General features: G+C 34.4%; 23 protein-coding genes. 3 read left to right on the top strand and 20 right to left on the bottom strand.

Features of this window, described 5'->3' with window-relative positions; translation table 11 throughout:
- Positions 1–22 precede the first annotated feature (22 nt).
- Entirely contained in the window at positions 23–1,324 is a 1,302-nt protein-coding gene (locus SH09_RS06810; RefSeq protein ID WP_042738875.1) for an LLM class flavin-dependent oxidoreductase, read from the top strand.
- Positions 1,325–1,697: 373 nt separating this feature from the next.
- On the opposite strand, the gene ffh is transcribed toward SH09_RS06810, so the two are convergent.
- The 10 genes from ffh to fapR all read right to left on the bottom strand — a co-directional run bounded on the left by ffh (position 1,698) and on the right by fapR (position 12,928).
- Positions 1,698–3,065: a signal recognition particle protein gene (gene ffh / locus SH09_RS06815; protein ID WP_042738876.1), complete on the bottom strand. Its 1,368-nt coding sequence runs from the start codon at positions 3,063–3,065 to the stop codon at positions 1,698–1,700.
- Positions 3,066–3,103: 38 nt separating this feature from the next.
- On the bottom strand, positions 3,104–3,439 hold the full coding sequence (locus tag SH09_RS06820) for a putative DNA-binding protein (protein WP_042738877.1): 336 nt from the start codon (positions 3,437–3,439) through the stop codon (positions 3,104–3,106).
- Positions 3,426–4,676, bottom strand: coding sequence for a signal recognition particle-docking protein FtsY (ftsY, locus tag SH09_RS06825; protein WP_042738878.1), 1,251 nt, complete (start codon positions 4,674–4,676; stop codon positions 3,426–3,428). Before ftsY ends, SH09_RS06820 begins: the two co-directional genes overlap by 14 nt.
- Positions 4,673–8,242, bottom strand: coding sequence for a chromosome segregation protein SMC (gene smc / locus SH09_RS06830; RefSeq protein WP_042738879.1), 3,570 nt, complete (start codon positions 8,240–8,242; stop codon positions 4,673–4,675). The genes ftsY and smc overlap by 4 nt, the downstream gene beginning before the upstream one ends.
- 79 nt (positions 8,243–8,321) lie before the next feature.
- Positions 8,322–9,032, bottom strand: a complete 711-nt coding sequence (rnc, locus tag SH09_RS06835) for a ribonuclease III (protein WP_119627757.1) — start codon at positions 9,030–9,032, stop codon at positions 8,322–8,324.
- A 247-nt stretch (positions 9,033–9,279) separates the two neighbouring features.
- Entirely contained in the window at positions 9,280–9,513 is a 234-nt protein-coding gene (locus SH09_RS06840) for an acyl carrier protein (RefSeq protein WP_042738881.1), read from the bottom strand.
- Between the two features lie 217 nt (positions 9,514–9,730).
- Positions 9,731–10,468, bottom strand: coding sequence for a 3-oxoacyl-[acyl-carrier-protein] reductase (fabG, locus tag SH09_RS06845; protein ID WP_042738882.1), 738 nt, complete (start codon positions 10,466–10,468; stop codon positions 9,731–9,733).
- Positions 10,461–11,387, bottom strand: coding sequence for an ACP S-malonyltransferase (fabD, locus tag SH09_RS06850; RefSeq protein ID WP_042738883.1), 927 nt, complete (start codon positions 11,385–11,387; stop codon positions 10,461–10,463). Before fabD ends, fabG begins: the two co-directional genes overlap by 8 nt.
- The gene (plsX, locus tag SH09_RS06855) at positions 11,380–12,366 is read right to left on the bottom strand and encodes a phosphate acyltransferase PlsX (RefSeq protein WP_042738884.1); all 987 of its coding nucleotides are present in this window, start codon (positions 12,364–12,366) and stop codon (positions 11,380–11,382) included. The genes fabD and plsX overlap by 8 nt, the downstream gene beginning before the upstream one ends.
- Positions 12,359–12,928 (bottom strand): transcription factor FapR, encoded by a 570-nt coding sequence (fapR, locus tag SH09_RS06860; RefSeq protein WP_042738885.1) that lies wholly within the window; start codon positions 12,926–12,928, stop codon positions 12,359–12,361. Before fapR ends, plsX begins: the two co-directional genes overlap by 8 nt.
- A 330-nt stretch (positions 12,929–13,258) precedes the next feature.
- Here fapR and SH09_RS06865 point away from each other — a divergent pair, with 330 nt between their 5' ends.
- On the top strand, positions 13,259–14,830 hold the full coding sequence (locus SH09_RS06865) for a M4 family metallopeptidase (RefSeq protein WP_042738886.1): 1,572 nt from the start codon (positions 13,259–13,261) through the stop codon (positions 14,828–14,830).
- 166 nt (positions 14,831–14,996) lie between these two features.
- Here the strand turns inward: SH09_RS06865 and recG are convergent, their stop codons facing one another.
- From recG to SH09_RS06890, 5 genes are all read right to left on the bottom strand, one after another.
- Complete coding sequence (recG, locus tag SH09_RS06870; protein WP_042738887.1) at positions 14,997–17,042, bottom strand: ATP-dependent DNA helicase RecG; 2,046 nt, start codon at positions 17,040–17,042, stop codon at positions 14,997–14,999.
- A gap of 1 nt (position 17,043) precedes the next feature.
- Positions 17,044–17,913 (bottom strand): L-serine ammonia-lyase, iron-sulfur-dependent, subunit alpha, encoded by an 870-nt coding sequence (sdaAA, locus tag SH09_RS06875; RefSeq protein ID WP_042738888.1) that lies wholly within the window; start codon positions 17,911–17,913, stop codon positions 17,044–17,046.
- Between the two features lie 13 nt (positions 17,914–17,926).
- Positions 17,927–18,592, bottom strand: coding sequence for an L-serine ammonia-lyase, iron-sulfur-dependent subunit beta (gene sdaAB / locus SH09_RS06880; protein ID WP_042738889.1), 666 nt, complete (start codon positions 18,590–18,592; stop codon positions 17,927–17,929).
- A 300-nt stretch (positions 18,593–18,892) separates the two neighbouring features.
- A complete protein-coding gene (fakA, locus tag SH09_RS06885) occupies positions 18,893–20,545 on the bottom strand; it encodes a fatty acid kinase catalytic subunit FakA (RefSeq protein ID WP_042738890.1) in 1,653 nt (550 codons plus the stop codon).
- A 14-nt stretch (positions 20,546–20,559) separates the two neighbouring features.
- A complete protein-coding gene (locus SH09_RS06890) occupies positions 20,560–20,931 on the bottom strand; it encodes an Asp23/Gls24 family envelope stress response protein (protein WP_042738891.1) in 372 nt (123 codons plus the stop codon).
- Between the two features lie 235 nt (positions 20,932–21,166).
- Between SH09_RS06890 and rpmB the strand changes: the two genes are divergently transcribed.
- Positions 21,167–21,355: a 50S ribosomal protein L28 gene (gene rpmB / locus SH09_RS06895; protein ID WP_002483503.1), complete on the top strand. Its 189-nt coding sequence runs from the start codon at positions 21,167–21,169 to the stop codon at positions 21,353–21,355.
- A 72-nt stretch (positions 21,356–21,427) separates the two neighbouring features.
- Here the strand turns inward: rpmB and SH09_RS06900 are convergent, their stop codons facing one another.
- The 5 genes from SH09_RS06900 to SH09_RS06920 form a co-directional block, all read right to left on the bottom strand.
- Positions 21,428–22,069 carry a thiamine diphosphokinase gene (locus SH09_RS06900; RefSeq protein WP_042738892.1) on the bottom strand — a complete coding sequence of 214 codons (642 nt, stop codon included), beginning with the start codon at positions 22,067–22,069 and terminating at the stop codon, positions 21,428–21,430.
- A gap of 5 nt (positions 22,070–22,074) precedes the next feature.
- Positions 22,075–22,719, bottom strand: coding sequence for a ribulose-phosphate 3-epimerase (rpe, locus tag SH09_RS06905; RefSeq protein WP_042738893.1), 645 nt, complete (start codon positions 22,717–22,719; stop codon positions 22,075–22,077).
- Positions 22,719–23,594 carry a ribosome small subunit-dependent GTPase A gene (rsgA, locus tag SH09_RS06910; RefSeq protein WP_042738894.1) on the bottom strand — a complete coding sequence of 292 codons (876 nt, stop codon included), beginning with the start codon at positions 23,592–23,594 and terminating at the stop codon, positions 22,719–22,721. Before rsgA ends, rpe begins: the two co-directional genes overlap by 1 nt.
- Positions 23,595–24,000: 406 nt before the next feature.
- Positions 24,001–26,040: a Stk1 family PASTA domain-containing Ser/Thr kinase gene (gene pknB, locus SH09_RS06915; RefSeq protein ID WP_042738895.1), complete on the bottom strand. Its 2,040-nt coding sequence runs from the start codon at positions 26,038–26,040 to the stop codon at positions 24,001–24,003.
- Positions 26,037–26,780 (bottom strand): Stp1/IreP family PP2C-type Ser/Thr phosphatase, encoded by a 744-nt coding sequence (locus SH09_RS06920; protein WP_042738896.1) that lies wholly within the window; start codon positions 26,778–26,780, stop codon positions 26,037–26,039. The genes pknB and SH09_RS06920 overlap by 4 nt, the downstream gene beginning before the upstream one ends.
- Between the last annotated feature and the right edge of the window lie 3 nt (positions 26,781–26,783).

Genomic DNA, 26,783 nt, shown 5'->3' on the forward strand with positions numbered 1-26,783 from the left:
GAAATGGAGGATGAATCATCTTATGACACAAACTCGTCAACTTAACATCGGTGTACTAATTTATGGATGCGGTCATCATCAAGCGGCTTGGCGTATGAGCAATTCAAGTGTTGAACGTATAGGAGATATCTCGTATTATCAATCATTAGCTCAAATTGCAGAACGTGGATTATTTGATGCGATATTTTTTGCAGATAATCAATCTTTTCCAGCACAATCACCAAGTGATATGCCCGCATTTTGGTTTGACCCTTTGGTCAATTTAGCTGCAATAGCCCAAGTTACGCAACACGTTGGCTTAGTTGCAACGATTTCCAGTACCTTTGCTAATCCATATACAGCAGCTAGACAACTCTTAAGTATTGATCATATGAGTAACGGACGTGCAGGTTGGAACTTAGTAACATCTATGACTGATTTAGAAGCAGCAAACCACAGTATGGAGCGTCTACCAGATCATGATACGCGCTATGAAAAAGCAGACGAATTCGCTCAAGTCATGAATCCGTTATTAGATTCGTGGACAACGGCAGATTTCTTACATAATAAAGCAGAAAATACTTTAATCAACGCTGATGCAATTCAGCCAATTCATTTTAAAGGTCATTATTTCGATGTTCAAGGACCACTAACGACACCTGGAAGTCCTCAAGGCAAACCCATTGCAATGCAAGCTGGTGCCTCAGATCAAGGTATCACACTAGCAACTAAGTATGCAGATGCTGTCTATGCAGTCGCTTGGAACCTAAAGCAAGCTACAGCATTTCGCCAAAAATTAAATAACAAATTAACATCGGTTGGAAAACCAACGAACAGCTTAAAGGTGTATCCAGGTTTAGTTACCTATGTCGGAGAAACTTATGCTGAAGCTTACGCCAAAAAACGTCAATTGGACGAGTCCTTAGCCATTGATACAGCATTAAATCAATTAAAGTTCTTTATTCGCCAAGATTGTCATAGTTGGGATTTAGACGAACCTATTCCACCATTACCACCTGTAGAGAACTTTACAGGACCCAAAGGTCGTTACCAAACTGTACTAGAAATTATCAATGATAAAAATCCTACACTGCGTGAATTATTGGGTTACCTTAGCGCTGGTGGCGGACATTTAACGTTGATAGGTACACCTACTCAAATCGTTGACGAAATGGAAAAATGGTTTAATGCTAGTGTTGCAGACGGTTTTAACTTAATGCCACCGGTGTTCCCTAATAGTTTAGAAGATTTCGTTGATTATATCGTACCTGAATTACAAAAACGAGGACTTTATCGCATTGAATATGAAGGGACTACATTTAGAGAAAATCTTGGACTTTTGTAAAAATATTTCTGTAACTTTAACACATTGAAATACAATGCATTCAATTAGTATAATTAACTATGATTACATGTAGTAGCATTACAATAACAAGTGTACTATTGTTCTTGATAACCATTAGTTTATTACTCACATTAATAGTAATAATTCCATAGATAAATCAGCAATATGAATACAAAACATAAATAAAAAACCCCTTCAAAGTTATCAAATCATTGATTACCTTGAAGGGATTTCTCTTTTTCAAATTAATAGTAATATTGCAGAATTAGGTTAGTGGATTCAACTATCATCAAGCACTAACATTGTTTATCGCACTTTATTGATTGTTAAACGGTTAAATATCTTCTAGGACTAAACTACTAAGCAAATTGAATTAGAATGGTAAGTTCATACCATTTAACATATTCTCCATTTGCTTACGTTTACCTTTTTTACCTTTTCCGCCACCAGAAAATTGTTTCATCATTTTCTTCATATCATTAAATTGTTTCATCAATCTGTTCACTTCTTGTACTGAACGTCCTGAACCTTTAGCAATACGTTTCTTACGTGATACATTTAAACTATCTGGATCATTACGTTCAGCCGGTGTCATAGATTGAATAATCGCTTTAATATGGTCGATCTGTTTCTCATCCATATTTAAGTTATTGATACCTTTCATCTTGTTCATTCCAGGAATCATTTTCATAATATCATCAAGCGGACCCAGGTTTTTGACTTGGTCTAATTGTTCCAAGAAATCCTCAAGCGTAAATGATGAAGTGCGCATTTTCTTCTCAAGATCCTTAGCTTTATCAGCATCGACATCTTGTTGAGCCTTTTCAATTAAACTTAGCACATCACCCATACCAAGTATTCTTGAAGCCATTCTTTCCGGATGGAATGGTTCCAATCCATCTAATTTTTCACTCATACCCACAAATTTAATAGGTTTTTGAGTTACAGAACGAATTGAGAGTGCTGCCCCACCACGTGTATCACCATCTAATTTAGTCAGTGTTACGCCTGTTAATTCAAGTTGCTCATCAAATGATTGCGCTACATTTACTGCGTCTTGACCTGTCATGGCATCCACAACTAACATAATTTCATTCGGTTTCGTAATTTCTTTAACATCTGTTAATTCTTGCATTAACGCTTCATCAACGTGTAAACGTCCAGCTGTATCAATAATTACAAAATCCAAATGCTCTGCTTTAGCATGTTGAATTGCATTTTCGACAATTTGTTGTGGTTTAACTTGATCTCCTTCACTATAAACAGGAATATCAATTTGCTTACCAACGGTTTGCAATTGGTCAATTGCTGCAGGTCTATAGATATCAGCTGCTACGAGCAATGGTTTTTTATTATATTTCTTTCGCATTAATAACGCTAACTTACCAGCTGTAGTTGTTTTCCCTGCACCTTGTAAACCTACCATCATAACTACTGTTGGTGGTTTATTTGCCATTGTTATCGTTGAGTTTTCCCCACCCATCAATTGAGTCAGTTCCTCTTGTACGATTTTGATTACTTGTTGACCAGGTGTTAATGACTTCATTACATCTGATCCTAAAGCTCTATCTGATACAGTTTTGATAAATTCCTTAACAACTTTAAAGTTAACATCGGCTTCTAATAACGCCAATCGCACTTCTCGCATCATAACCTTAATATCGGCTTCAGTTACTTTACCTTTGCCTCGAATCTTTTGCATTGTGTCTTGCAAGCGATCGGATAATCCTTCAAATGCCATATCAAATACCCTCCTTTTTGCTTTATATTAATTTATGCTTATTCTAAATCTTCCAAAGCTTGTATATATTGTTTAATCTTCTCAGAATCATTTACATTTAATTTCATCTGTTCATATATTTCTTGTCTTAATTCAAAATTTTTATATAAACCTAACTTTGTCTCATAATCTTCAACTAGGTCGCCAGTTCTTCTAATATTATCATACACTGCTTGTCGACTCACATCAAACGTATCAGCAATTTCACTCAACGAATAATCTTGCAAATAAAATAATTCGAGATAATTGCGTTGCTTCTTTGTTAATAGTGCTTGATAAAAATCAAACAAGTAATTCATTCTAATCGTTTTAATTAAATCATTATTTTGGCTCATCTGATCGACCTTCTACTGAACCAGTGTTAAGTTGATCAGACGTCAACTCACTATCCCCATCTTCAGACACTTCTACATTTTGTTCAATCATATCTGCAAATAAACCGTAAACATAACTTTCTGGGTTAAATGGTTGTAAATCATCTAATTTTTCACCTAATCCAACATATTTAACAGGTATGTGGAGCTCATTTCTAATCGCTAAGACAATACCACCTTTAGCAGTTCCGTCAAGTTTCGTTAGCACAATACCTGTCACGTTTGTAACTTCTTTGAATGATTTAGCTTGTGAAAGTGCGTTTTGACCTGTCGTTGCATCTAAGCACAACAAGACTTCATGAGGAGCATCAGGTACTGCACGACCAATGACACGTTTAACTTTTTCAAGCTCATTCATTAGGTTGGATTTATTTTGTAAACGTCCAGCTGTATCACAGATTAAGATATCGACACCCTTACTTTTGGCTGCATTAATTGCATCATACATCACTGCAGCAGGATCTGAACCTTCACTTTGGCTCGTCACTTCTACACCAACACGCTCTCCCCAAACCTTAAGTTGCTCTATTGCACCTGCTCTAAACGTATCACCTGCGGCTAGCATTACCTTTTTACCTTCAGCTTGATATCGATGTGCTAATTTACCAATTGTTGTTGTTTTACCAACACCATTGACACCAACCATTAAGATGACATTCAATCTACCATCTTCTAGATTCATGACTTCTGAATGTTCATCGTCTTGATGATAAATTTCAACAATTTTTTCAACGATAACTTCACGTAAATCTTCAGTTTCAGTGATATTTCTACGCTTTGCTTCATCGCGTAATTCTTCAACTAATTGCATTACAGTATTAAATCCGACATCTGCCGTAATTAACATTTCTTCTAATGCTTCAAAGAAGTCTTCATCTACTTTACGGTAACGCGCGATTAAGTTGTTAAGTTGTGCTTGGAAATTTTCACGAGATTTTTCTAAACCAGCTCTAAACTTAGCACCTAATTGCTGTGCTTCTATTTCTTCAAAGTCTTCAATCGAAATCAAACCATCTTCATCAAAGTCTGCTTCTTTTAACTTTTTCGGTTTCTTCTTTTCCTTTTGCTCAACTTGTTCAGCAACCTCTGAATCTTCTTGAGGCTGTCCGTCTGATTCTAATTGTTCTAATTCTTCTTGTTGCTTTGGTTCTTCACTTGAACCCGAAAATTTATCCTTTAATCGTTTGAAAAAGCTCATGCTTGTTCCTCCTCCATGACTTTATCTATCGTATTTAAATTCACGCTTACCAATTTAGAAACACCTGATTCTTGCATTGTAACACCATATAAGCAATCTGAATATTCCATCGTTCCTTTTCTATGCGTTATAACTATAAACTGTGTTTGATCTGATAAGTCTTTCAAATATTGCGCATAGCGAATAACGTTTGCCTCATCCAAAGCTGCTTCTACTTCATCTAATATTACAAATGGCGCTGAGCGTACTTGTAAGATAGCGAATAATAAGGCAATTGCACTTAGAGCACGTTCTCCACCACTAAGTAACGAGAGATGTTGTAATTTTTTACCAGGGGGCTGTACGATTATATCTACACCTGCAGTTAAATAATCATCATCTGTCAGACGCAATTCTGCTTGGCCGCCACCAAATAATGACTTGAAGACCTCAGCAAAATAACCTTGTACTGCATGGAATGTTTCTTTAAAGCGGTCTTTAACTTCCTGGTCCATCTCTTCTATTATTTGTTCTAGTGTCGTTTTAGCTGCTCTTAAATCTGTACGTTGCTCGTTTAAGAAGGTATATCTAGAGTTTATTTCTTCAAATTGTTCAATTGCATTTAAATTGACTGGTCCAAGTTCCTCAATTGACATTTTAGTTAGTTTCACCTTTTTACGAAGCGCTTCAATATCATCATCTAATTCATATAGTTCACTCGCACGTTCATAAGTTAAATGGTATGTTTCGCTTAAATGATCAATCGCATGATTAATTAGGACATCTAAACGTGACTGTTCAGATTTAATATCTTGATACCTGTTTTCTATCGATAAAATATCTTGGTTTGCTTCACTCAATTTTTGATCAGTTGTTTCAATCGTTTCATTTAACTCCAAACGTTTTTGCTTTAATGTTTCAAGTTGTTCAGTTAATTGTGCTTTGGTTTCTTTACTGTCTGTAATTTTTGTTTGAATATTGTTAAATGCCGTTTCACCTGTAACTTCATCTGAATTGAACAATTCGATTTGTTCGTCTAAACGTTGTTGTTGCTCTGAAACTTGTTGTAGTTGTTGTTTTAATTTAGCATCCGTTTGCTTTTGCGTGTTTAAACGCTCTTTGACAACGGCTAAATCTGATTTCTTTTGATGTAATTGTTGTTGTATTTGATTTGAGCTTTCCTTTCCTTCTTTGGAAAGTTTTGTAAAAACATTTATATCATTTTCTAGTTTACCTAATAAATCTTTGATTTCTTGCAAACGCTGTTTTTTATCATTTAAGGTTTGCTTACTCGTCTCACTTTGATAACCATCGTTTTTCTCAAATTGAAATTCCTCATGTTCATCTTTTAAATGCGCTTCATTTTTACGTAGTCTATCCAATTCTAATTCATAACTATGAACTTTTTGTTTAACAGTATTATATTGTTGACCTATATCAAAATATCGCTCACTGTGTTTATCTGAGTCATCTTTAATTGCTTGATATTGTTGCTCAAATTCAACAGTTTGACGTTGATAATCTTCAAGTTGTGCGCGCATTGTAGCAAGTTCATCCTTTTGAGATAGGATACTTTTAGTCTTACGATCACCGCCACCAGTCATAGAACCACCTGGATTAACAATATCTCCATCTAATGTCACAATTCTCGTACGATAACGAATTGTTCTTGCTAAATCATTTGCATGTTTCAATTCTTTAACAATAATTGTATTGCCAAGTAAATTCTGGACAACATTTTGATAAGCATCACTAGTTGATACTGCTTGAGATGCTATATTGACAAATCCTTCAGCTTTTTGTGCTGCAGATAAAATTTCTTGGCTAAGTTGTCTCGGTTGAATGACATTTAACGGCAAGAAAGTCGCACGACCCAGTCCATGTTGCTTTAAATATTGAATTGCTTGTCGTCCATCCTTTTCAGTTTCTACAATAACATGTTGTAATGATGCACCTAATGCTGTTTCAATTGCCTTAGTTAAATCAGATGGTACTTGTACTACTTCCGCAACCGCACCATGAATACCAGAAAGTTTGTCCTTCTTCGCTTTTAAAATATGTTTTACACCATTGAAAAAGTAACTATAATCTTCTTGTTGTGTTGCCAAACTATCAATTCGAGATTTTAATTTTTCATTATAGCGATATGCTTGATGTAATTTGTCTTCATATGTTGTTTGTTGTTGTTTCAGTTGCGTCAATTTACGTTCACATTGAGCAGATTCAGTTTCTAATTCCTTTAATTCCTTTTGCGCACCTTTATATTGTTCTTCTACTGCATTTATTTCTGCTTGTATCGACTTTAATTGTTCAAATGCTTCAATTAATCTTGAATCTAACCTAGATTGTTTAGATTCATTTTCTTGAATTGTATGTTCTAAAAATCGAATATCATTGTTTACATCTGATTGTTCAGACATCAATTGATAATATTCGTCTTTAATTTGTTCTAGTTTTTCATCATGTTGTTCATCAGATACGTATAATTGTGATTCTAATAATTGTATCGTCTCGTTTAATTCCTTTTGTTGCGCTTTCAATTGACTCAGTTGTGTCTTGGCCTCATGTTGTTCTGCTTCTAGTTGTTCTTTCTGACTTTCTAAACTTGCTTGTTCTTCTTCAAAACGAGCATTCGTTTCTGATTGATTTTTTTTGCGTTCTTCAAGTAAATTGAGTTGGCCAGAATACTTTTCAACATCTTCTGTCGCTTTAACTAATTGATAATTTAGTGACTCCACTGTATCATCAAGCTGCTGTCTTTCAGATTTAAATTTATTTAAAGCATTAGTATGTTGTACTTTTTCAGCATCTTTTGCTTCTTGTTGACTTTTAAGTTGATTTAAATTGTCATCTAATTCATGAATATTTTTATTATAGTTTGCAATATCATGCACCGTTACAAGAACATCACTACGTTCCATTTCTTGAGAAAGATGCTTATATTCTTTAGCTATCGCCGCTTCTTCTCTTAATGGTTCAACTCTACCTTCTAAATCATATAAAATATCTTCCACTCTAGATAAATTGTCTTCAGTTTGATTTAGTTTCTGCATCGAAGCTGCTTTACGCTTTTTATATTTTAATACACCAGCAGACTCTTCTAATATTTGCCTTCTATCTACTGGCTTAGCATTTAATATTTCATCCACTCTACCTTGTGAGATAATACTAAACGCTTCTTTTCCTAATCCTGAGTCTAAAAATAAATCCGTAATATCCTTTAATCTAGCGCGGTCATTATTCAAATAATATTCACTTTCACCACTGCGGTACAATCTGCGCGTAACTACAACATCTGTGGCATCAATTTGTAATTTACCAGCACTATTATCAAGCTTCAATTTTACTTCCGCATAATTTTGAGCCTTTCGATGTTCAGCTCCTGAGAAAATGATATCTTCCATCTTCGCCCCGCGTAACGACTTTGCAGATTGCTCTCCTAGCACCCACTTAATCGCATCGGTTATATTACTTTTCCCACTACCGTTAGGCCCTACTATCGCTGTAACACCCTCATCAAATTGTACGTTTGTGTGTTCAGCAAACGACTTAAACCCAACAGCATCTATTGATTTCAAATATACCATGCTATTCTCCTTAAAAAATTACATTGCATTGATTAAATAAACAATGTATTGATTATTCCAAACTGCTTTAATAACAAAGCTATTTAACTTTATTCTTTAATGATTTATAAGCACGTTCTGCTGCTTTTTGTTCTGATTCCTTTTTGGTTTTACCTTTACCTTCAGCTACTGCTGTTCCTTCTAGGATTACTTCTGAAGTAAATAAGCGGTGATGTGCTGGACCCTCTTCATTTATTAATCTATAAGTTACATCACCCTTATTTTGACGATGTACATACTCTTGAAATTGTGTTTTAAAGTCTACCACGCCTTCAAGTTCATCATCTTCAACAAACGGGAAGATTGTCTTTTCTGCAAATTTCCATACAGATGGCAAACCTTGATCTAGATATAACGCACCTACAAAAGCTTCGAAAGCATCAGACACGAGCGACGGTCTCGTACGACCACCCGTTTTTTCTTCACCTTTACCTAATAGAATTAAATCATTTAAGTGAATTTTTTTCGCAAATATTACAAGTGAGGGCTCACAAACAATTGTTGCACGCATCTTTGTTAAATTACCTTCTGGCAATTCTGGGTATTTATCGAACAAATAACGTGAAACCGTCAATTCTAATACCGCATCTCCTAAAAATTCTAATCTTTCATTGTGATCTAAACGATTCATATTAAAATCATTTATAAAACTAGAGTGAGAAAATGCTTGTTGATATAAATCAATTTGATTAAAATTCAAATCTAATTCTTGCATTTTTTCAGCAAACCTCGTTTGGAATGCTTGAACCATTTCCTTTTTTTTATAATTGGTCAATCTCTTTCCTCCTCAGATTTAGAGCTAATCTATTATATACCCTTACATTTTACGTGATTTGTACATAAAACTAAAGAGAAAACTGTTTTAAAAAAACGATAGTAAAACAGCCAACAACACGTCGGGTATTTTACATTGATATTCTCTAAAAATAACAATCGTTGTACTTTTTTAACAATAAAAAATCTGAGCCGTATCTTATAACGACTCAGATATGTGTTTATTATTTTTCAATGCTATTAATAAATTTAACTGCATCACCAACAGTGTTGATTTTTTCAGCTTCTTCATCAGGAATTTCAGTACCAAACTCGTCTTCTAATTCCATAACTAATTCAGCGATATCAAGTGAGTCAGCGCCTAAATCATCTTTGAAAGATGCTTCTTCAGTTACCTTTTCAGCGTCAACTCCTAATCGGTCAACGATGATATCTTTTACTTTGTCAAAGTTTTCCACGTCGATTCACCTCCTTCTAAAAGTTTACTTATAGACTTTTTTATTTTCCCATTTTATCGATTGAAATACAAGTAGTATTTCAACGCTCCAAATGGGAAGTGAATAAATTTACAAGTTAATTCACAATCATCATGCAAAAGTGTAATTAAAATTACAACTTTTTTATAACATTTTTATAAATCGGCCTTTTATTTCAACCATTGACAATTCAATGGTTTTATTCCATAAACATGCCACCATTAACATGAATTGTTTGGCCTGTGATGTATTTTGCCTTATCTGAAGCTAAGAACGCAACAGTATTGGCAATATCTTTATCTTCACCAAAACGTGCTAATGGAATTTGATCTAACATTTGCTCTTTAAGCTCATCACTTAATGCATCCGTCATATCAGAAACAATGAAACCTGGTGCAACTGCGTTTACTGTGATACTTCTAGAAGCTAGTTCGCGGGCAACAGATTTCGTCATACCAATAACGCCAGCTTTTGTTGCTACGTAATTTGTTTGACCTGGATTACCAACGGCACCTACCACACTTGATAAGTTGATAATGGCACCACTTCTTTGTCTAAGCATTTGTGGTGTTACCTTTTGAATACAGTTAAATACACCTTTTAAATTTGTATCAATAACGTCGTCCCATTCTTGTTCCTTCATTCTCATAAGTAAGTTGTCACGTGTAATACCAGCATTGTTGACTAGTACGTCCACTGAGCCAAATTGACTTACAACTTCTTTAATCATTGCTTTAACTTCATCACCATTGGCAACGTTGGCTTGTATCGCAAAACTGTCTACACCTTTTGCTTTAATTTCTTCGACTACTGCGTCAGCTTTGTCTTTACTGCCCGCATAGTTCACGGCTACATTGTATCCTTCATCAGCCAATTGTAGTGCAATACTTCGACCTATACCTCTTGATGCTCCTGTTACTAATGCGCTTTTAGTCATTTTCATTCCACCCTTTTACGTCTTCTAATGTTTGAATTGAAGTTACTTTTACATCTCTGTTTATTTTTTTTATTAAACCTGATAATACTTTACCCGGTCCGATTTCTATAAAATGATCAACGCCTTGTGCAATCAACCATTCAGTCGATTCAATAAATTGAACTGGAGAATATAATTGTTTAATCATATTGGCTTTAATGATATTAGCATCAGTTTCTCCTTGTGCATGTACATTTTGAACCACTGGAAACTGTGCATCGTGCCATTCAAATTGATCTACATATTGTGCAAAGTCATCTTCAATCACTTGCATCATTGAAGAATGAAATGGCCCAGAAACTGCTAGAGGTAATACACGTTTCGCACCTCTAGATTTCCCTTCTGCTACTAATTGATCAATTAACGTTTTATGACCTGAAACCACAATTTGACCTGGCGAATTGATATTAGCAGGTTCAATAACTTCATCAGCTGTTGACAAATCTTTACAAATTGCGTTTACTTCATCAAAATCTAAACCAAGCACAGCTGCCATACTACCAACACCATCTGGAAAGGCTGCTGCCATCAATTGACCACGTTTGCGCACAATTTTCACAGCATCTTCAAATTTTAATACGCCGCTTGCAACTAAACTCACATATTCGCCTAAACTATGACCCATTGTATAGTCTGCATCAATATTTTCCAAAGCACTCAGCAAAGCTGAACTATGTGTTAATAATGCAGGTTGTGTATTTTCAGTTTGACCCAGTTTCTCATCTGAATCTGTAAACATTGTTTCTAATAAGTCAAAATCCACAGCAGATTGTGCTTCATTTAATATTGCAGTTGCCGCTTCGTTCTCATTGTATAAATCACTTGCCATTCCGACCTTTTGTGATCCTTGACCCGGAAAAATTATAGCTGTTTTACTCATTTTCTGCACCTACCGTTTCTTTCATTGTTTGAACAATTCGTTGTTCACCAGCAATTTTTGCTTGTTTGATAGCAGAATAAAATGCCTTTGCACTAGAACTACCATGTGCTTTTACGACTGTACCATTTAAACCTAACAAGACCGAACCACCATATTCTGCATAGTCCATTTTAGTCATTAACTGATTTAAATCTTTACGTAAAATTAAAGCAGCCATTTTATTTTTAAAACTACTTAACAATGTAGATTTAAACATTTTTCCTATAGATTTAGCAACACCTTCGAGATTTTTAAGAATCATGTTACCTGTATAACCATCAGTTACTACTACGTCTGCTACATCTTGCATTAAGCCTTTCGCTTCTACATTTCCCGCAAACTTAAATACTTGTTGCTCAGCCATCAATCCGTAAGCTTTTTTTGTTAAACTATTACCTTTTGCAGCTTCAGTTCCAATATTTAACAATCCAACTGAAGGATGTTCAATGCCACGAATCTTTTGCGCATAGATATGTCCTAATTGTGCATATTGTAATAAATGCTCTGGTTTAGCTTCCGCATTCGCACCAACATCCATAAACACAAATCCTTTACCTGAAATTGTAGGTAATGTTACTACCAATGCTGGTCGTTCTACACCTTTAATTCGCCCAACAATAAACAAACCTGCAGACATGAGCGCACCAGTGTTACCTGCAGATACGCACCCTTCTGCTTCACCTGATTTAACAGCTTCTGCCATTTTTACCATTGAACTATCTTTTTTACGTTTGATTGCGCGTACTGGCTCATCTTCCATAGTAATTTCTTCTGTACAATGTCTCACTTCAACTCTTTCATGTTGAATTGTACACTGAGCTTCATCACCGAATAAAATGATTTCTAAATCACTAAAATCATTTACCGCTTTTTTTACGGCATCTAAAACGATTTGTGGTGCATCATCTCCACCCATCATATCAATAGCTAATTTAACCATCTTGCTCATCCTCACTTATATAATACATTTTAAATGTACCCTTAAATACCAATGCATCTTTTACATATGAATTTACTTGTATTATAAAGTACTTACTTGTACTTTCAATTACGTGTGCTTCTGCACGTACTGTATCATTTAATTTTACTGTTTTTAAAAATTCTACATTACTTTCTTTCGTCAACACACTTGATTTATGTATAAGTGCCACACAAAGCGAATTTGCTTGTGCAAATAATACATGACCACGTGCAATTTGGTTTCTGGTAAATACTGAATCCTCGTCAATATCAATAATAGAAGTTGCTTCACGATTTGGTTGGACATTAATGACGTCCCCAATAATTTCACTGCCGTCGATTGAACGGATACGGTCGTGATTTTTCCTAGCAACTGTCTTGATTCTCTTTCGCAATTCCGGAATATTCAAGTATGTACGGTCCAACCTGATTGTTTGAATACTCACTGAAAACAACGTACTCAAATCCAAATCAGTAATAAAGGGATTTTTTTCTATTTCTTTTTTTATAGCTTCGCGTCGTTCTTGTTTTTTTAACTTCATTTTGCTCAACCCCTACTTTTTAGTACCAAGTCTTAAACATTCCTCACATATCATAACACTTTCTATTTGTTCTACTCAACAAATATCATTATTATCTTTAATTATTTTTCACAATTACTTTTTTAGTAAAGTAGCAAGTAAATAAATTTAGTAACTTAATATTTTTTTCTAAATGATATAGCCATTTTTAACAATAGAAAAATTACAAATTTATTAATCTTTAATTATTTTTAAAATAGTTATTGATTTTAACTAATATTAATTGCATAATGATAAGCAATTCATAAATAAAATATTAATTTGCTTTTTAATAATTTCGGAGGTATTTAAATGAAAAAATTTTTACTCGCAACATTGGCATCGAGTGCAACGATTGCATTGTTAAGTAATACCGTTGACGCTAAAGAGACATCAGCAAGGCAAACGATAACTGAAAGTCAATTAAAGCATCTAGATGATATAAACGTTACAAGCAACCAAGATATTGAAAAATTACTGCAAGATAATGCACAAAAATTAATTCAGAATAAAACGAAAGCTAAAGACGAGAGTTATGTTCGTTCTGCATTTGATCAGTATCATGTCGTCAAGAAAGAAGCTGATCAATCAGGTTCAACACACTATACGCTAGAACCAAATAAAGACAACGTAACAGCGTCTGATAGCCGAATTAAAGTACATGTAAATAACGATAATAAAGTTACTTTAATTAATGGTAATTTAGATAAGCCAAAAATCGAAACAACGAATAAAGTTCAATTATCTAAAAACGATGCAGAAGATAAAGCTCTCTCAGCCTTAGGGATCGATAAAAATAAAATTAGTAATATTAAAGGATATCCTGTTATTAGTGATAATAAACTTGATATTAATAGTGATAAGAAAAAACTTGTTTACGATGTTGAGATTAACTACATACACCCTAAACTTGCACATTGGAAAGTCCAAATTGACGCAAATACAGGTGACGTAATTCGAAAACAAAACTTAATCGAACATGCTAGTGCTACAGGTAAAGGTACAGGCGTAAATGGCGATGTGAAATCACCTTTAAATATTACAAACACACTAGGTAAATATACCTTACACGATACATCTCAAGATACTGAAATCGAAACGCGTTCAGCAAATAGTACTGAATCATTATCATTACCAATTATCAATGGTTCAACTAATTTCAATAAAGATAATCAAAAAGCTGGTGTCGATGCACATTATTACGCTAATTCAGTCTATCACTATTACTTAGACAAGTTTAATCGCAAAAGTTTAGATAATAATAATAAAAAAATTGATTCTGTAGTACATTATGGAAAGCAATATAATAATGCCGCATGGACTGGTCAATATATGGTTTATGGTGATGGAGATGGCAAACAATTTGCACCTCTATCAGGTGCTAAAGATGTAGTAGCTCATGAATTAACACACGCAGTAACTGAAAATACTGCAGCACTTGAATATCATGACCAACCTGGAGCTTTAAATGAATCATTCTCAGATGTCTTTGGCTATTTCAATGATCCTGATAATTGGTTGATGGGAGAAGATGTGTATACACCAGGTAAAGATGGCGACGGATTACGTAGTCTATCAAATCCAGAGAAATATAATCAACCTGCTAATATGGCTGATTATTATAAAGGCACAGACGATGAAGGCGGCGTACATATCAATAGTGGTATCCCTAATAAAGCTGCTTATCTAACTATAAAATCAATTGGCAAATCAAAAGCAGAACAAATTTACTATTTAGCATTAACACAATACCTAACACCTAAATCACAATTCACTGATGCAAAAGCCTCATTAAAAGCGGCTGCAAATCAATTATATGGTGATAATAGTACTGAAACACAAGCAATTGAAAAAGCTTGGAATGATGTAGGCGTTACAGACTAGTAACTGACAATTTGAAACATATTTTCTAATTTAAAAATGCCACGCCCAAAGATTGAATTAATCTTTGGGCGTGGCTATATTTATATTCCTCTATTGCACTTATTTATTCACATCATAATTTCGATTAAGCACATGTTTAGCATATCCATTACATACTAAATCACTACTAGTCAAAGCTCATATATAATAGATTATCTTGAATAAATGTCCTTAATCGCTCATATTGCGGTTCAAAGAACGCACCAGATTGGATTAACTCAGCAGCTTCATCCCTTGCAACTTCAAGCATTTTATAATCTTCAACTACATTGGCTACGAGGAAATCAGGCAGTCCACTTTGCTTTACACCAAAGAAATCACCAGGACCACGCATTTCTAGGTCTCTCTCACTCAATTCAAAGCCATCTGTCGTTTGAGTCATGATATTCATTCTTTCAATTCCTGTTTCAGTTTTCGGAGAAGCAATTAACACACAATAACTTTGATGTTCACTTCTACCAACACGACCACGCAACTGATGTAATGTAGACAACCCAAAACGATCAGCATCATAGATCATCATAAACGTAGCATTGGGTACATTGACTCCTACTTCGACAACAGTAGTTGATACTAAAATATCAATCTCATGATTACTAAATCGTTGCATCACTTCATCCTTATCATCAGATGATAACTTACCATGTAAGAGCCCTACTTTTCCTTCACCATAATATTGTTCTAATGATTCATATAGTGCTACTACGTTTTGTACGTCTTCTAAATGCTCAGAACTTTCAATCAAAGGACAAATGACATAGGCTTGTCGCCCTTTTCTTAATTCAGCTGTCATTTGATTTAACACACTGTCATACGCTTCATGCTTAGACCATGAGGTAATAATTGGCTTTCTTCCTTTTGGTAACTGCTTTATTGAGGATACATCCATTTCTCCAAAGACAGATATTGCCAATGTTCTAGGTATTGGTGTGGCAGTCATAAAGAGTACATTAGTCATCGCACCCTTTTCTCTTAATAATTGTCGCTGATTCACACCAAAGCGATGTTGTTCATCCGTAATTACCAAACCAATATTATGAAATATAACATCATCCTGTATTAATGCATGTGTCCCTATAATACAATCGATTTCATTATTTTCAAGTTGTTCTAAAAGTAGTTTTCTTTTTTTCCCCTTTACCGATCCAGTAAGCAGTGCTACATTCATGCGATCACCAAATATTTCAACTAAACTTTCAGCGTGTTGTTCTGCTAAAATTTCAGTTGGCACCATCAATGCAGACTGATAACCCGCTGTTTTTAAAGCATACATACAAATAGCTGCAACCACTGTTTTACCTGATCCAACGTCTCCTTGTAGTAAACGGTGCATGCGTAATGGTGCCTTTAAGTCTCTGAAAATTTCATTCACACTATTTTTCTGAGCATCCGTTAATTCAAATGGTAAATCTTTAATGAATTGTTTGACTAATTCAATATCATAATCTACTTCGATTGCTTCATCTGATGTTTTTTCAATTCGATTCAACCACTGCATTCTCAATTCAAACATAAATAACTCAGTAAAGGCATATGTACGCCTTGCTTTAAGCAATGATTGTTTATCAGGAGCAAAATGCAACGCATGTAATGTATCATTTAATGTTTCTAATTTATATTTTGCCCTTAACTCATCTGATAGCCACTCATGAATTGTAACTTCACCCAAAACCTGTCGAATCATTTCTCTTAAAGGTTTCTGTTTGATACCTTCTTTTATTCGATATACCGGTTCAAATTGAGTCTCTGATTCACTACTTTGAGTAAAAAACATCCGCATTCCATTGATTTCTTGTTTACTACGGTTCCATTTACCTTTTACTGTAACCATACCGTGCAATTCTATTTTTTTCTTTAAATACGGTTGATTAAAAAAAGTACACTTAACCGCAATATGATTTACCATAATATGCACAGTCAATTTAGATTTATTTCTACCAAAAAAAGCGACAGTAGGCGTTGAATAAACTTCACCCACTACTGTCACTGTCGCCTGATCTTCCGCCTGATTTAAATCTATTACAGTATTATCATCATAGCGTGTCGGTAAATATAATACTAAATCTTCTACCGTATAAATATTCAATTCATTTAGTACAGCCAAACGTTTAGGTCCTAAACCCTTTATCTGTGCTAAAGGGAAAGGACTATCTATTAAGTTGATTTTCGACATTTTAATCACCAAATATTTCTTGTTTTAATCGTTGGCCTGTAGGTGTACCTGCTAGACCTCCTCTTCCAGTTTCACGCAGAGCAGATGGCATCGTTTGGCCAATCTTATACATTGCTTCAATAACTTCATCCGTAGGTATTCTTGAAGTCACGCCAGCTAATGCCATATCGGCAGACACGATTGCATTTGAAGCGCCAGCGGCATTTCTTTTTACACATGGCACTTCAACTAAACCTGCAACTGGATCACATACTAAACCTAGCATATTTTTCAAACAAATTGCAAAGGCTTCGGCAGATTGTTGTGGCGTTCCACCTGCTAATTCAACTGTTGCACCAGCCGCCATTGCAGCTGCAGAACCTACTTCAGCTTGACAACCACCAGCAGCCCCTGAAATGGATGCATTATTAGCTACGACAAAGCCGAATGCACCAGAAGTTAATAAGAAATTTAACATATCCTTTCTACTAGGTTCTAGACGAGGTTTTAAACCAAATAATACACCTGGTACAACTCCCGCAGAACCTGCAGTAGGCGTTGCACAAATTTTCCCCATAGCTGCGTTAACTTCGTTAGTTGCAACTGCTTTACTTACAGCATCTAATAACGTTGGCCCTGCCAATGACTTACCTGATTTAATGTACTCTTGTAATAAGACTGCATCTCCACCAGTTAATCCTGTTGTAGAGGTTACACCTTTTAGTCCTTCTTCTAAGGCATTTTCCATTGTTTGTAAATTTTTATCCATATGAGCATATATTTCTGCTTCTGATAATCCTGTAACTTCCATCTCTTGCTCTAACATAATTTCGTGAATTTTTTTATTTTGTGATTCACATAATGCAATTAATTCTTCCACACTTTTAAACATGTAATAACCTCCATCATGCGTCTCCCATGAGTGAAACCGTCACTACACCATCGACGTTTTTAATTTTTTCTATTATTTCATCGTTAATCGCATCATCTAACTCGCAAGTCATTAATGCTTGGTCTCCTTTTTCTTTTCTTGAAACTTGCATACTACCAACATTAATACTTGAATCTCCTAAGATATTTGCTACACGTCCGATTGTTCCAAAAGTATCCTTATGGAATACTAACAATGCAGGATAATTACCGCTAATAGCAATGTTAAATCCATTGATAGCTACAACTTCAATTTTACCTCCACCTATTGAGACACCTTCAACCGAAATTTCCTTTTCACTATCTCTCATATTAATAATCGCCGTATTTGGATGCGATCTTTCTTCAGCCATCTCAATAAAGTTAACCTTGACACCCATTTCTTCAGCCGTTTCTAAACTTGTCCGTATTCTATCATCATCTGTATCATAGCCAAGCAAACCACCGACTAATGCTACATCTGTACCATGGCCTCTATATGTTTCCATAAATGAACCATATAAATAGATATCTACTTGCTTAGGTAGATAATTAAATAAATCACGCGCTACAAGTCCGATTCTAACCGCGCCTGCTGTATGAGAAGAAGATGGGCCGACCATTGTAGGACCGATAATATCAAAGACTGTTTTATACTTCATAATTTATACCCCACTCTTATTTTTAATGTTTCTAATGTGTTGCGCTTACATTTTTGAACGTTGCTATTATTATAACAACTTACTAATCGTTTATAAACCAATTCCGGTTGTAATAATCACTTAAAAACTAAAGCATATTATAGCGCACAATTAATTGTGCACTTATAAGCAAAGCCAATAGTTAATAATAATGGAATTTACTTTTGCAATCAATATGCTAACACATAAAAATATACGCAATTAGATTAATACATCTAACTACGTATATTATGTACCTTACTTTTTAATAGTCTACCTTCACTATTCTACCGAAAATAAATATGGATAAACGGGTTGATCTCCTTGATGAACATCAAGTTCAACATCTTCATAATTTGCTTCTACCCATGATACAATCGCTTCTGTTTCTGATTGATTCGCCTCCGCACCAACTATAAGTGTGACAATTTCACTATCTTCAGCAATCATCGTTTCTAATAAACTTTGCGCTGCATCAATTAACACTGGGTTGCTAGTTACAATTTTATCCTCAATCAAGCCCATAAATTCATCTTTCTTAATTTCAATGCCGTCTATTTTTGTATCACGTACAGCATATGTAATTGCACCCGATGATACCACACTAAGTGTTTCGTTCATACGCGCTTTATTATCTGACAATGAATCTGCTTCATCATAATTGAATAAAGCCGCAATACCTTGAGGTATCGATTTACTTGGTACGACTACCGCTTCAGCATCTACAATGCTAGCTGCTTGTTCGCTCGCCATCATTATATTTTTATTATTTGGTAATATAATTGCACGTTTACATTTAGATTGTTCAATTACTTTAACAATGTCCTCTGTTGATGGATTCATCGTTTGACCACCACTTATAACATGCGTTGCGCCCATTGATTTAAATAACTCAGAAATACCATCACCCATTGAGATGGTAATCACTGCCGTTTCGACTTCATGTGATGCAGTGTTGTTTGATGAATTGCTCTCTTCTTTTTTAACAACTTCTCGATGTTGTTCACGCATATTTTCCACTTTAAGCTTTATCAATTCACCATATTGTTGACCGTAATTGAATACATCACCAGGTTTTTCAGTGTGTACATGAACCTTAACAATTTCATCATCATTAATTACGAGTAAAGAATCTCCAAATGCACTCATGTCATTTCTAAATTGTTGTTCATCGAATGCTTTTTTATCTTTACCAAAGCGTACCATCATTTCTGTACAATAGCCGAATTCAATATCCTCTGTATTAATTACACCATGAAAATCATGTGCTTCATTGACTAATGTGTCTTTATCTAATTTTGTAACTTGTGCATCTATTGTTTCGCCTTTTAATGCACTTAAAAAGCCTTCATAAACAAGTACTAAACCTTTACCACCACTATCTACTACACCTACTTCTTTAAGTACAGGTAATAGATTCGGTGTATTTTCCAAAGATTTTTCGGCTTCTGCTACGATAAATGACAATAATTCTATACAATCCGTTGTTTCTGTAACTTTTGCTTGAGCTGCTGCTCCTGCATCTCTTGCCACTGTCAAGATTGTGCCTTCAACTGGCTTTAATATCGCTTTATATGCAGTATCTACCCCTGCTTGAAAGCTATCTGCTAATTGTTGTGCATTAATCACTTCTAAGTCTTCTAGCTGTTTACAAAATCCTCTGAAAATCTGAGATAAAATAACACCAGAATTACCTCTTGCCCCCATAAGTAATCCTTTAGAAAAAGTTTTACCTAATTCTCCTATATGTTGAGATAAATTTTGCTCTACTGCTTCTCTACCTGATGTCATTGTTAAATTCATATTCGTCCCTGTATCACCGTCTGGTACTGGGTAAACATTTAATGAATCAACTAAATCCGCATGATTTGATAAATTTTGCGCTCCTTGAATTATCATTTCAGCAAATAATTTACCATTAATTTCGCTAACCATTGTACGTTATCCTCCTAGTTTTTCACGCCATTATTCACTCGTACACCTTGTACAAATATATTAATTGAGTTTACTTTTACTTTTAATGTTTGTTCTACTGTATATTTTATTGTTGATTGTAAATTGCTTGCGACTTCAGAGATTTTTGTTCCGAAACTCACAATGATATACATATCTATATTTACTAAACCATTTTCTTCCTTAACAATAATTCCCTTTGCATAATTATCGTATCCTAAAATTTCTGCTATGCCATCTCTAACTTGTTGTCTAGAAGCCATGCCTACAATCCCATAACATTCTACTGCTTTACTGCCTACGACCGAAGCTATTACCTCATTTGAAATGTCTATACTACCATAATCATTCGTGATCTCTAATGTCATCTTTATAGGCCTCCTAGTAATTTGTTATTAAATCATATTTAATTTGCTTCTGATGATAATTTATTATATTTATCCACATTGTACAATTATAGCATAAATTGATTTTAACAAAAGCATTACTGTTATAAAACAGTAATTTTTTTCATGAAAATATTGCTATATAAAAATATCTATGGTACATTATTTGAGTATGTAGTAGATACGTGTATTTATATTTATTAAAGGAGGTACTTTCATGGGCAAACAATGTTTCGTAACAGGTCGTAAAGCTTCAACTGGAAACAATCGTTCACACGCTTTAAATTCTTCTAAAAGAAGATGGAATGCTAACCTTCAAAAAGTTAGAATTCTTGTAGACGGAAAACCTAAAAAAGTTTGGGTTTCTGCACGTGCTTTAAAATCTGGTAAAGTAACTAGAGTTTAATAAATATAATGCACGAAAAAGACCAGTCCTTATGTGGAGGATTGGTCTTTTTTTATTTATTTTATTGTAAAGTTATGACTTATCTCTACTACGAATCACTAATACATTGCCTTTAAAAATCTCAATCTTTCCAAAATCATCAGCTATTTCATTAGAAATCGTTAATGTAGAGCCCTTTAACAAAGTTTCATGATCTAAATTATATTTGAAATGAGTTAGTGAAATTTCAGTTGGTACTGTTGTTGGTACAAATGAGATATATGGTAACGTTGGATTGCGCTTTACAAAATGTTGCCCCGCCGACAAATAGCGAATCTCATTGCAGTCATCAATTAACGCTATTGTTAAGTCTTGCATTTCAAATTCAGGCTTTTCTAAAATTTGGATTGCACCTAAAAAATGATCTAATCTGCCACCCGTGGCACCATATATTTCAATTTCCCTATAACCATAGGCTATTGCTTGTTCCACACCCAATGCTAAATCCGTATCATCCTTTTCCGGATTCAACGGATTAAGTGTGATTTGCCGTTCAATCAAAGCACGTTCATCCTCATTTATAGAATCAAAGTCTCCTACCGCAAATTGTGGTGTGATCTTATGTTCAATTAATACTAATGTTCCACGATCTATCCCTATCCATCGCTCATTAGACTTTCTCTTTAAAATATCAATTGGTAAATTTCTATCCCCACAAAGCAAGTTGACTTTCATCTTTATCAACCTTTCAACAATTTAGTAACTTGTTTATAATCATCTTGTTTAAAGAAATAAGAGCCAGCAACTAGCATCGTTGCGCCATGTTCAATTACATTTTTAACGGTTTCATTATTTATACCACCATCTACTTCTATATCAAAATCGAGTTCCATTCTATCTTTAATAGAAGTTAATTGATCTAATTTTTCGATGCTATCACTGATAAAGCTTTGTCCTCCAAACCCAGGATTTACAGTCATCACTAAGACATAATCTACCATTCTAATAACTGGCAATATTGCATCTACAGGTGTGCCAGGGTTTAATACCACACCTGCCTTTATATTTTGCGATTTGATTTGTTCAATCACTCTATGAATATGCGGCGTTGCTTCTACATGTACAGAAATCATGTCTGCACCATGTTGTGCAAATAAATCAACATATTTCTCAGGTTCCTCTATCATTAAATGCACATCAATAGGTAATTTTGTCCCTTTTCTGACCGCATCCAAAATAGGAAGACCAATCGATATATTTGGTACAAATCGCCCATCCATAACATCGAAATGTACACCATCGACGCCTGCTGCTTCTAAATCCTTTAATTCTTGTTGTAAATTTAAAAAATCTGTTGATAATAAAGATGGATATAATTTTGCCACTAGTATCTTTCCTTTCTATTTGCTATCTCATTGAATAGTTGTACATAATGATCATATCTAAATTGTGCAATATTACCCAATTCAACTTCGGATTTTACCTGACATTTCGGTTCCTTGATATGATTACAATTTCTAAATTTGCACTGTTCACCGAATTCATTTATCTCTAAGAAATAATGTTTTACTTCGTCTTTTTGTATATGATCAAAATCCAATGCACTAAATCCAGGGGTATCAGCTATAAAGCCATTTGACCTTTCATATAATTCAACATGTCGCGTTGTATGTCTTCCTCGATTCAGTGATTTAGATATATGTTGTGTCTCTAATTCTAATTCTGGAAAATAATGATTGAGTAATGTCGATTTTCCAACTCCAGATTGTCCACTTAACACAGCTAATCCTGAACCCCATGCTTGAAACACATCATTAACATCGTCGTTAACACCTATAAATTGTGTTTTATAACCTATTGCTTCGTAAATAGCTAGATTCTGTTTAATCTGACTCGCAATAGTGTCAGTAGTTAAATCCTTTTTCGTTACTAAAATACGCGGACGCAAATGATATGAATGTGCAATAACTAAAAATCGATCTAATAATTGTGTTGAAAAATCGGGCTCCACCGCACTCATAACAATAATGAGATGATCAATATTACTTACAGGTGGCCTCTTCAATTCATTCTTTCTATCATGAACGTGGTGAATATAGCCTTCAGTTACATTCTCCACTTCAAAATCTACGACATCACCAACAATAGGCGAAAATTTATTTTTCCTAAATAATCCACGCGGCTTTGTATCATATAGTTCTCCATCTACATCTACACGATAAACGCCACTAATTGATTTTATGATGCGACCTGTCTTCACTTAGGCACCCCTCTTTTAAATACTATTACTTTATATATTATAGCAAAGCAAATTCATTTTAAATATGAATAAAGCATCTTTATAGAAAATTCATACATTTCTTTTTTAGTATGCTAAGAATTTAATCGTAAAAATTGACTATAATCATAGATTGATTACAAAAAGCATTCTCATATGGTACAACTTTCGAACTATATCACTACACAATTATACAAATACTTTAATAACTTTGTATTATCACACTAAACCATGAGCCTATTTTCATATAATTAAATACTGCTTTGAAATCACTATGACAATGAGACATATTAAACATTTTTATCTCAATAAATAACAAAAGCACCTAGAATAGTTTGATATTGAAACCAAACTGTTCTAGGTGCTTTATTTAAAGGCGATTTATATTCTAAAAATCATAAGGAATATCTTTATCTGCAACTATTTTATTATCAACACGAATTGTGTAACCTGCAGTCTTTCCTTTTTCAATCGTCATCGGAATTTTAACTGTCTTGTTATCTTTAATCTTGAAAGTTTGTGCAGCCGAAGTACCTGGATTGTCTTTATCTCTGATATATACTTTAACTTCTTGTGCTTTATCATCCTTACCTGAATATGGCACTTGATATGTCTCTGTATATTCTTTTGTTGCCTCTTCGTCTTTATCCTCAGATTTATCTTTGTCATCGCCCTTATCTTGATCATCATCTTTATCATCTGCTTTAGGAGCACCAGAAGATACTGTAAAGGCAATCGTAGAACCTTCATCTACTTCTTCAGCTTTTGGAGATTGACTAATAACATTACCTTTTTTAATCTTATCGTGTTCTTGTTCTTCATTGACTACAACTTTAAAGCCTTTACTTTCTAAAGCTGATTTTGCAGATTTAAATGATTTTTTCTCATAATTAGGAACATAAACTTGTTTCACACCTAATGATTCTATTAGTTGTATGCCACTATCTTTAATCTTCACTTTATCGCCAGGATTAATATTTTGATCTTCTATTAAACCTTTAGCAGTATTATTTTTAGTATAGCGCGTATCTACTTTCACATCATCGATACCCAGTTTTTTCAAACGATCAAGTGCTTCATCTTTAGAAACACCATACAAACTTGGCATTTCAACCATTTTCGGGCCTTTTGATAAAATGAGATCAACTTTACTATTTTGTTCAAGTCGTTCGCCCTTTTCCGGGTTTGTTTTAATGATTTTATTTTCTGGATATTTATCACTATATTCACGTGAAATCTTTCCTAGTTCTAGCTTATTGTCATTAAGTATTTTCTCTGCTTGCTTTTCTGTTTTGCCCGATAAATCTGGCGTTTCAAGATATTTATTGCCAAACATCCCCATTGCCATAAACCCAAACAAGCCAAATAGTAATAATACGAGTATCCCTGCATAGATAATCTTTTTACGTTTTGAGCGCTTTTTTGCCGGGACTGCATAAAATGGTTCTTCACTCGATTGAAACGCTTGCTGATTGACAATTGGAATTTGCATTGTTTGCTTTAAATTCTTATTTTTGTCTTCTTTTGTTTTGTTCGCCAACTCCGTTTTATCAATTGCGATGGTTTTCGTATTTGTTTCATCAGATTGATATGTCGGTTCTGATTGTCTTGACGAAGATAATGCTGTGTCTAAATCTGCTTCCATTTCATTTACAGTTTGGTAGCGATCTCGTTTATCCTTTTCAGTAGCTTTTAAGACAACGTTGCTCAAGGATTGTGGCACCTCTGAACGTTGTTCTGTAGCATTCGGCATAGGATCTTGAATGTGTTTAATTGCTATACCAACTGCAGTTTCTCCTGAAAATGGTGGTTTTCCGACTAACATTTCATACAAGACTACACCTATAGAATAAATATCTGTGCCATTATCCGTCATTTCTCCACGTGCTTGTTCAGGAGAAAGGTATTGAACCGTACCTAAAACATGATTGGTTTGTGTCATCGTGGTTTCACTTAACGCTTTAGCGATACCAAAATCAAGTATTTTCAATGTTAGATCATCAGTGACAAGAATATTTTGTGGTTTAATATCCCTGTGCACAATCTGAGTTTCATGTGCATGTTTAATTCCATCAATAATCTGCTTTGTAAATGAAATAACCGTTTGTAAATCAAGCGGTTTATGCTGTTGAATATACTCTGCCAAAGTAGGACCTTTAATATATTCCATTACTAAAAAGAAATTTTCATCATTTTCTGTTACATCAAAAACGTTAACAATATTATTATGCGATAACTGACTTAAGTTATGTACTTCACGCTCAAAACGCTTGATCGTCGCTTCCTTTTCCCCAGGAGGAATTCGAATTGCTTTAATCGCAACATTTCGGTCGAGTATTGAATCTTCAGCAAGATAGACTGTACTCATTCCTCCACCACCAAGCTTCTTAATCACTTTGTAGCGTTCATTTATTAAGTTGCCTATCATACTTTATCTCCTTCAATCTCAGCCAATATTACACTAACATTATCATTAGAATCATTAGCTAAAGCTAAGTTAATTAAATTCTGTCCATGTTGCTCTAAGTTATGATCTGTCATCAATTCTTCTTGGATTGCTTGATTCAAGGTGAAATCAGTCAATCCGTCAGAATTTAACAATAGATAGTCAAAGAACTTCGTTTTTTTAACAAAGACATCAGGTGTCACTAATTTATCCGTTCCCATAACCTTAGTAATAATATTTCGTTGTGGATGGTGAAATGCTTCTTCTGGAGTGATTTGTCCCATCATCACTAAGTGATTAACAAAGGAATGGTCATTTGTTATTTGTTCAATTTCTCTACTGTTGACCAAATATGCTCTGGAATCTCCAACATTGGCCACAACGATAAAATGATCAAAAACCAATGCACAAACACATGTAGTTCCCATACCTTTGTATTCAGGATTTTCTACTGATTGTCGATACAAGTCACGATTGATTGCTTTCAAAGTAGTTCTCAACCATGTTTCAGCTTGCTCCTCTTCTATTAGGTTTTCAGCTTCAAAGCGACGTTTTAACTCATCTGTTACAAATTGACTCGCAACTTCCCCTGCTAAATGACCGCCCATACCATCACATAACACTAATAATTGTTGCTCAGTTTGATTGTAAAAAACGCCACCTGCATCTTCATTTTTATCACGATATCTTCCCATGTCAGTAAAAAAATGTGCTTTTAGCATGTC

Source organism: Staphylococcus gallinarum (assembly GCF_000875895.1).
Lineage (GTDB): Bacteria > Bacillota > Bacilli > Staphylococcales > Staphylococcaceae > Staphylococcus > Staphylococcus gallinarum.

What these genes read in the sequence shown, in the direction of transcription:
- SH09_RS06810 (WP_042738875.1), top strand. Translation starts at nt 23, where the DNA reads ATGACACAAACTCGTCAACTTAACATCGGTGTACTAATTTATGGATGC.
- ffh (WP_042738876.1), bottom strand. Translation starts at nt 3,065, where the DNA reads ATGGCATTTGAAGGATTATCCGATCGCTTGCAAGACACAATGCAAAAG.
- SH09_RS06820 (WP_042738877.1), bottom strand. Translation starts at nt 3,439, where the DNA reads ATGAGCCAAAATAATGATTTAATTAAAACGATTAGAATGAATTACTTG.
- ftsY (WP_042738878.1), bottom strand. Translation starts at nt 4,676, where the DNA reads ATGAGCTTTTTCAAACGATTAAAGGATAAATTTTCGGGTTCAAGTGAA.
- smc (WP_042738879.1), bottom strand. Translation starts at nt 8,242, where the DNA reads ATGGTATATTTGAAATCAATAGATGCTGTTGGGTTTAAGTCGTTTGCT.
- rnc (WP_119627757.1), bottom strand. Translation starts at nt 9,032, where the DNA reads ATGGTTCAAGCATTCCAAACGAGGTTTGCTGAAAAAATGCAAGAATTA.
- fabG (WP_042738882.1), bottom strand. Translation starts at nt 10,468, where the DNA reads ATGACTAAAAGCGCATTAGTAACAGGAGCATCAAGAGGTATAGGTCGA.
- fabD (WP_042738883.1), bottom strand. Translation starts at nt 11,387, where the DNA reads ATGAGTAAAACAGCTATAATTTTTCCGGGTCAAGGATCACAAAAGGTC.
- plsX (WP_042738884.1), bottom strand. Translation starts at nt 12,366, where the DNA reads ATGGTTAAATTAGCTATTGATATGATGGGTGGAGATGATGCACCACAA.
- fapR (WP_042738885.1), bottom strand. Translation starts at nt 12,928, where the DNA reads ATGAAGTTAAAAAAACAAGAACGACGCGAAGCTATAAAAAAAGAAATA.
- SH09_RS06865 (WP_042738886.1), top strand. Translation starts at nt 13,259, where the DNA reads ATGAAAAAATTTTTACTCGCAACATTGGCATCGAGTGCAACGATTGCA.
- recG (WP_042738887.1), bottom strand. Translation starts at nt 17,042, where the DNA reads ATGTCGAAAATCAACTTAATAGATAGTCCTTTCCCTTTAGCACAGATA.
- sdaAA (WP_042738888.1), bottom strand. Translation starts at nt 17,913, where the DNA reads ATGTTTAAAAGTGTGGAAGAATTAATTGCATTATGTGAATCACAAAAT.
- sdaAB (WP_042738889.1), bottom strand. Translation starts at nt 18,592, where the DNA reads ATGAAGTATAAAACAGTCTTTGATATTATCGGTCCTACAATGGTCGGC.
- fakA (WP_042738890.1), bottom strand. Translation starts at nt 20,545, where the DNA reads ATGGTTAGCGAAATTAATGGTAAATTATTTGCTGAAATGATAATTCAA.
- SH09_RS06890 (WP_042738891.1), bottom strand. Translation starts at nt 20,931, where the DNA reads ATGACATTAGAGATCACGAATGATTATGGTAGTATAGACATTTCAAAT.
- rpmB (WP_002483503.1), top strand. Translation starts at nt 21,167, where the DNA reads ATGGGCAAACAATGTTTCGTAACAGGTCGTAAAGCTTCAACTGGAAAC.
- SH09_RS06900 (WP_042738892.1), bottom strand. Translation starts at nt 22,069, where the DNA reads ATGAAAGTCAACTTGCTTTGTGGGGATAGAAATTTACCAATTGATATT.
- pknB (WP_042738895.1), bottom strand. Translation starts at nt 26,040, where the DNA reads ATGATAGGCAACTTAATAAATGAACGCTACAAAGTGATTAAGAAGCTT.
- SH09_RS06920 (WP_042738896.1), bottom strand. Translation starts at nt 26,780, where the DNA reads ATGCTAAAAGCACATTTTTTTACTGACATGGGAAGATATCGTGATAAA.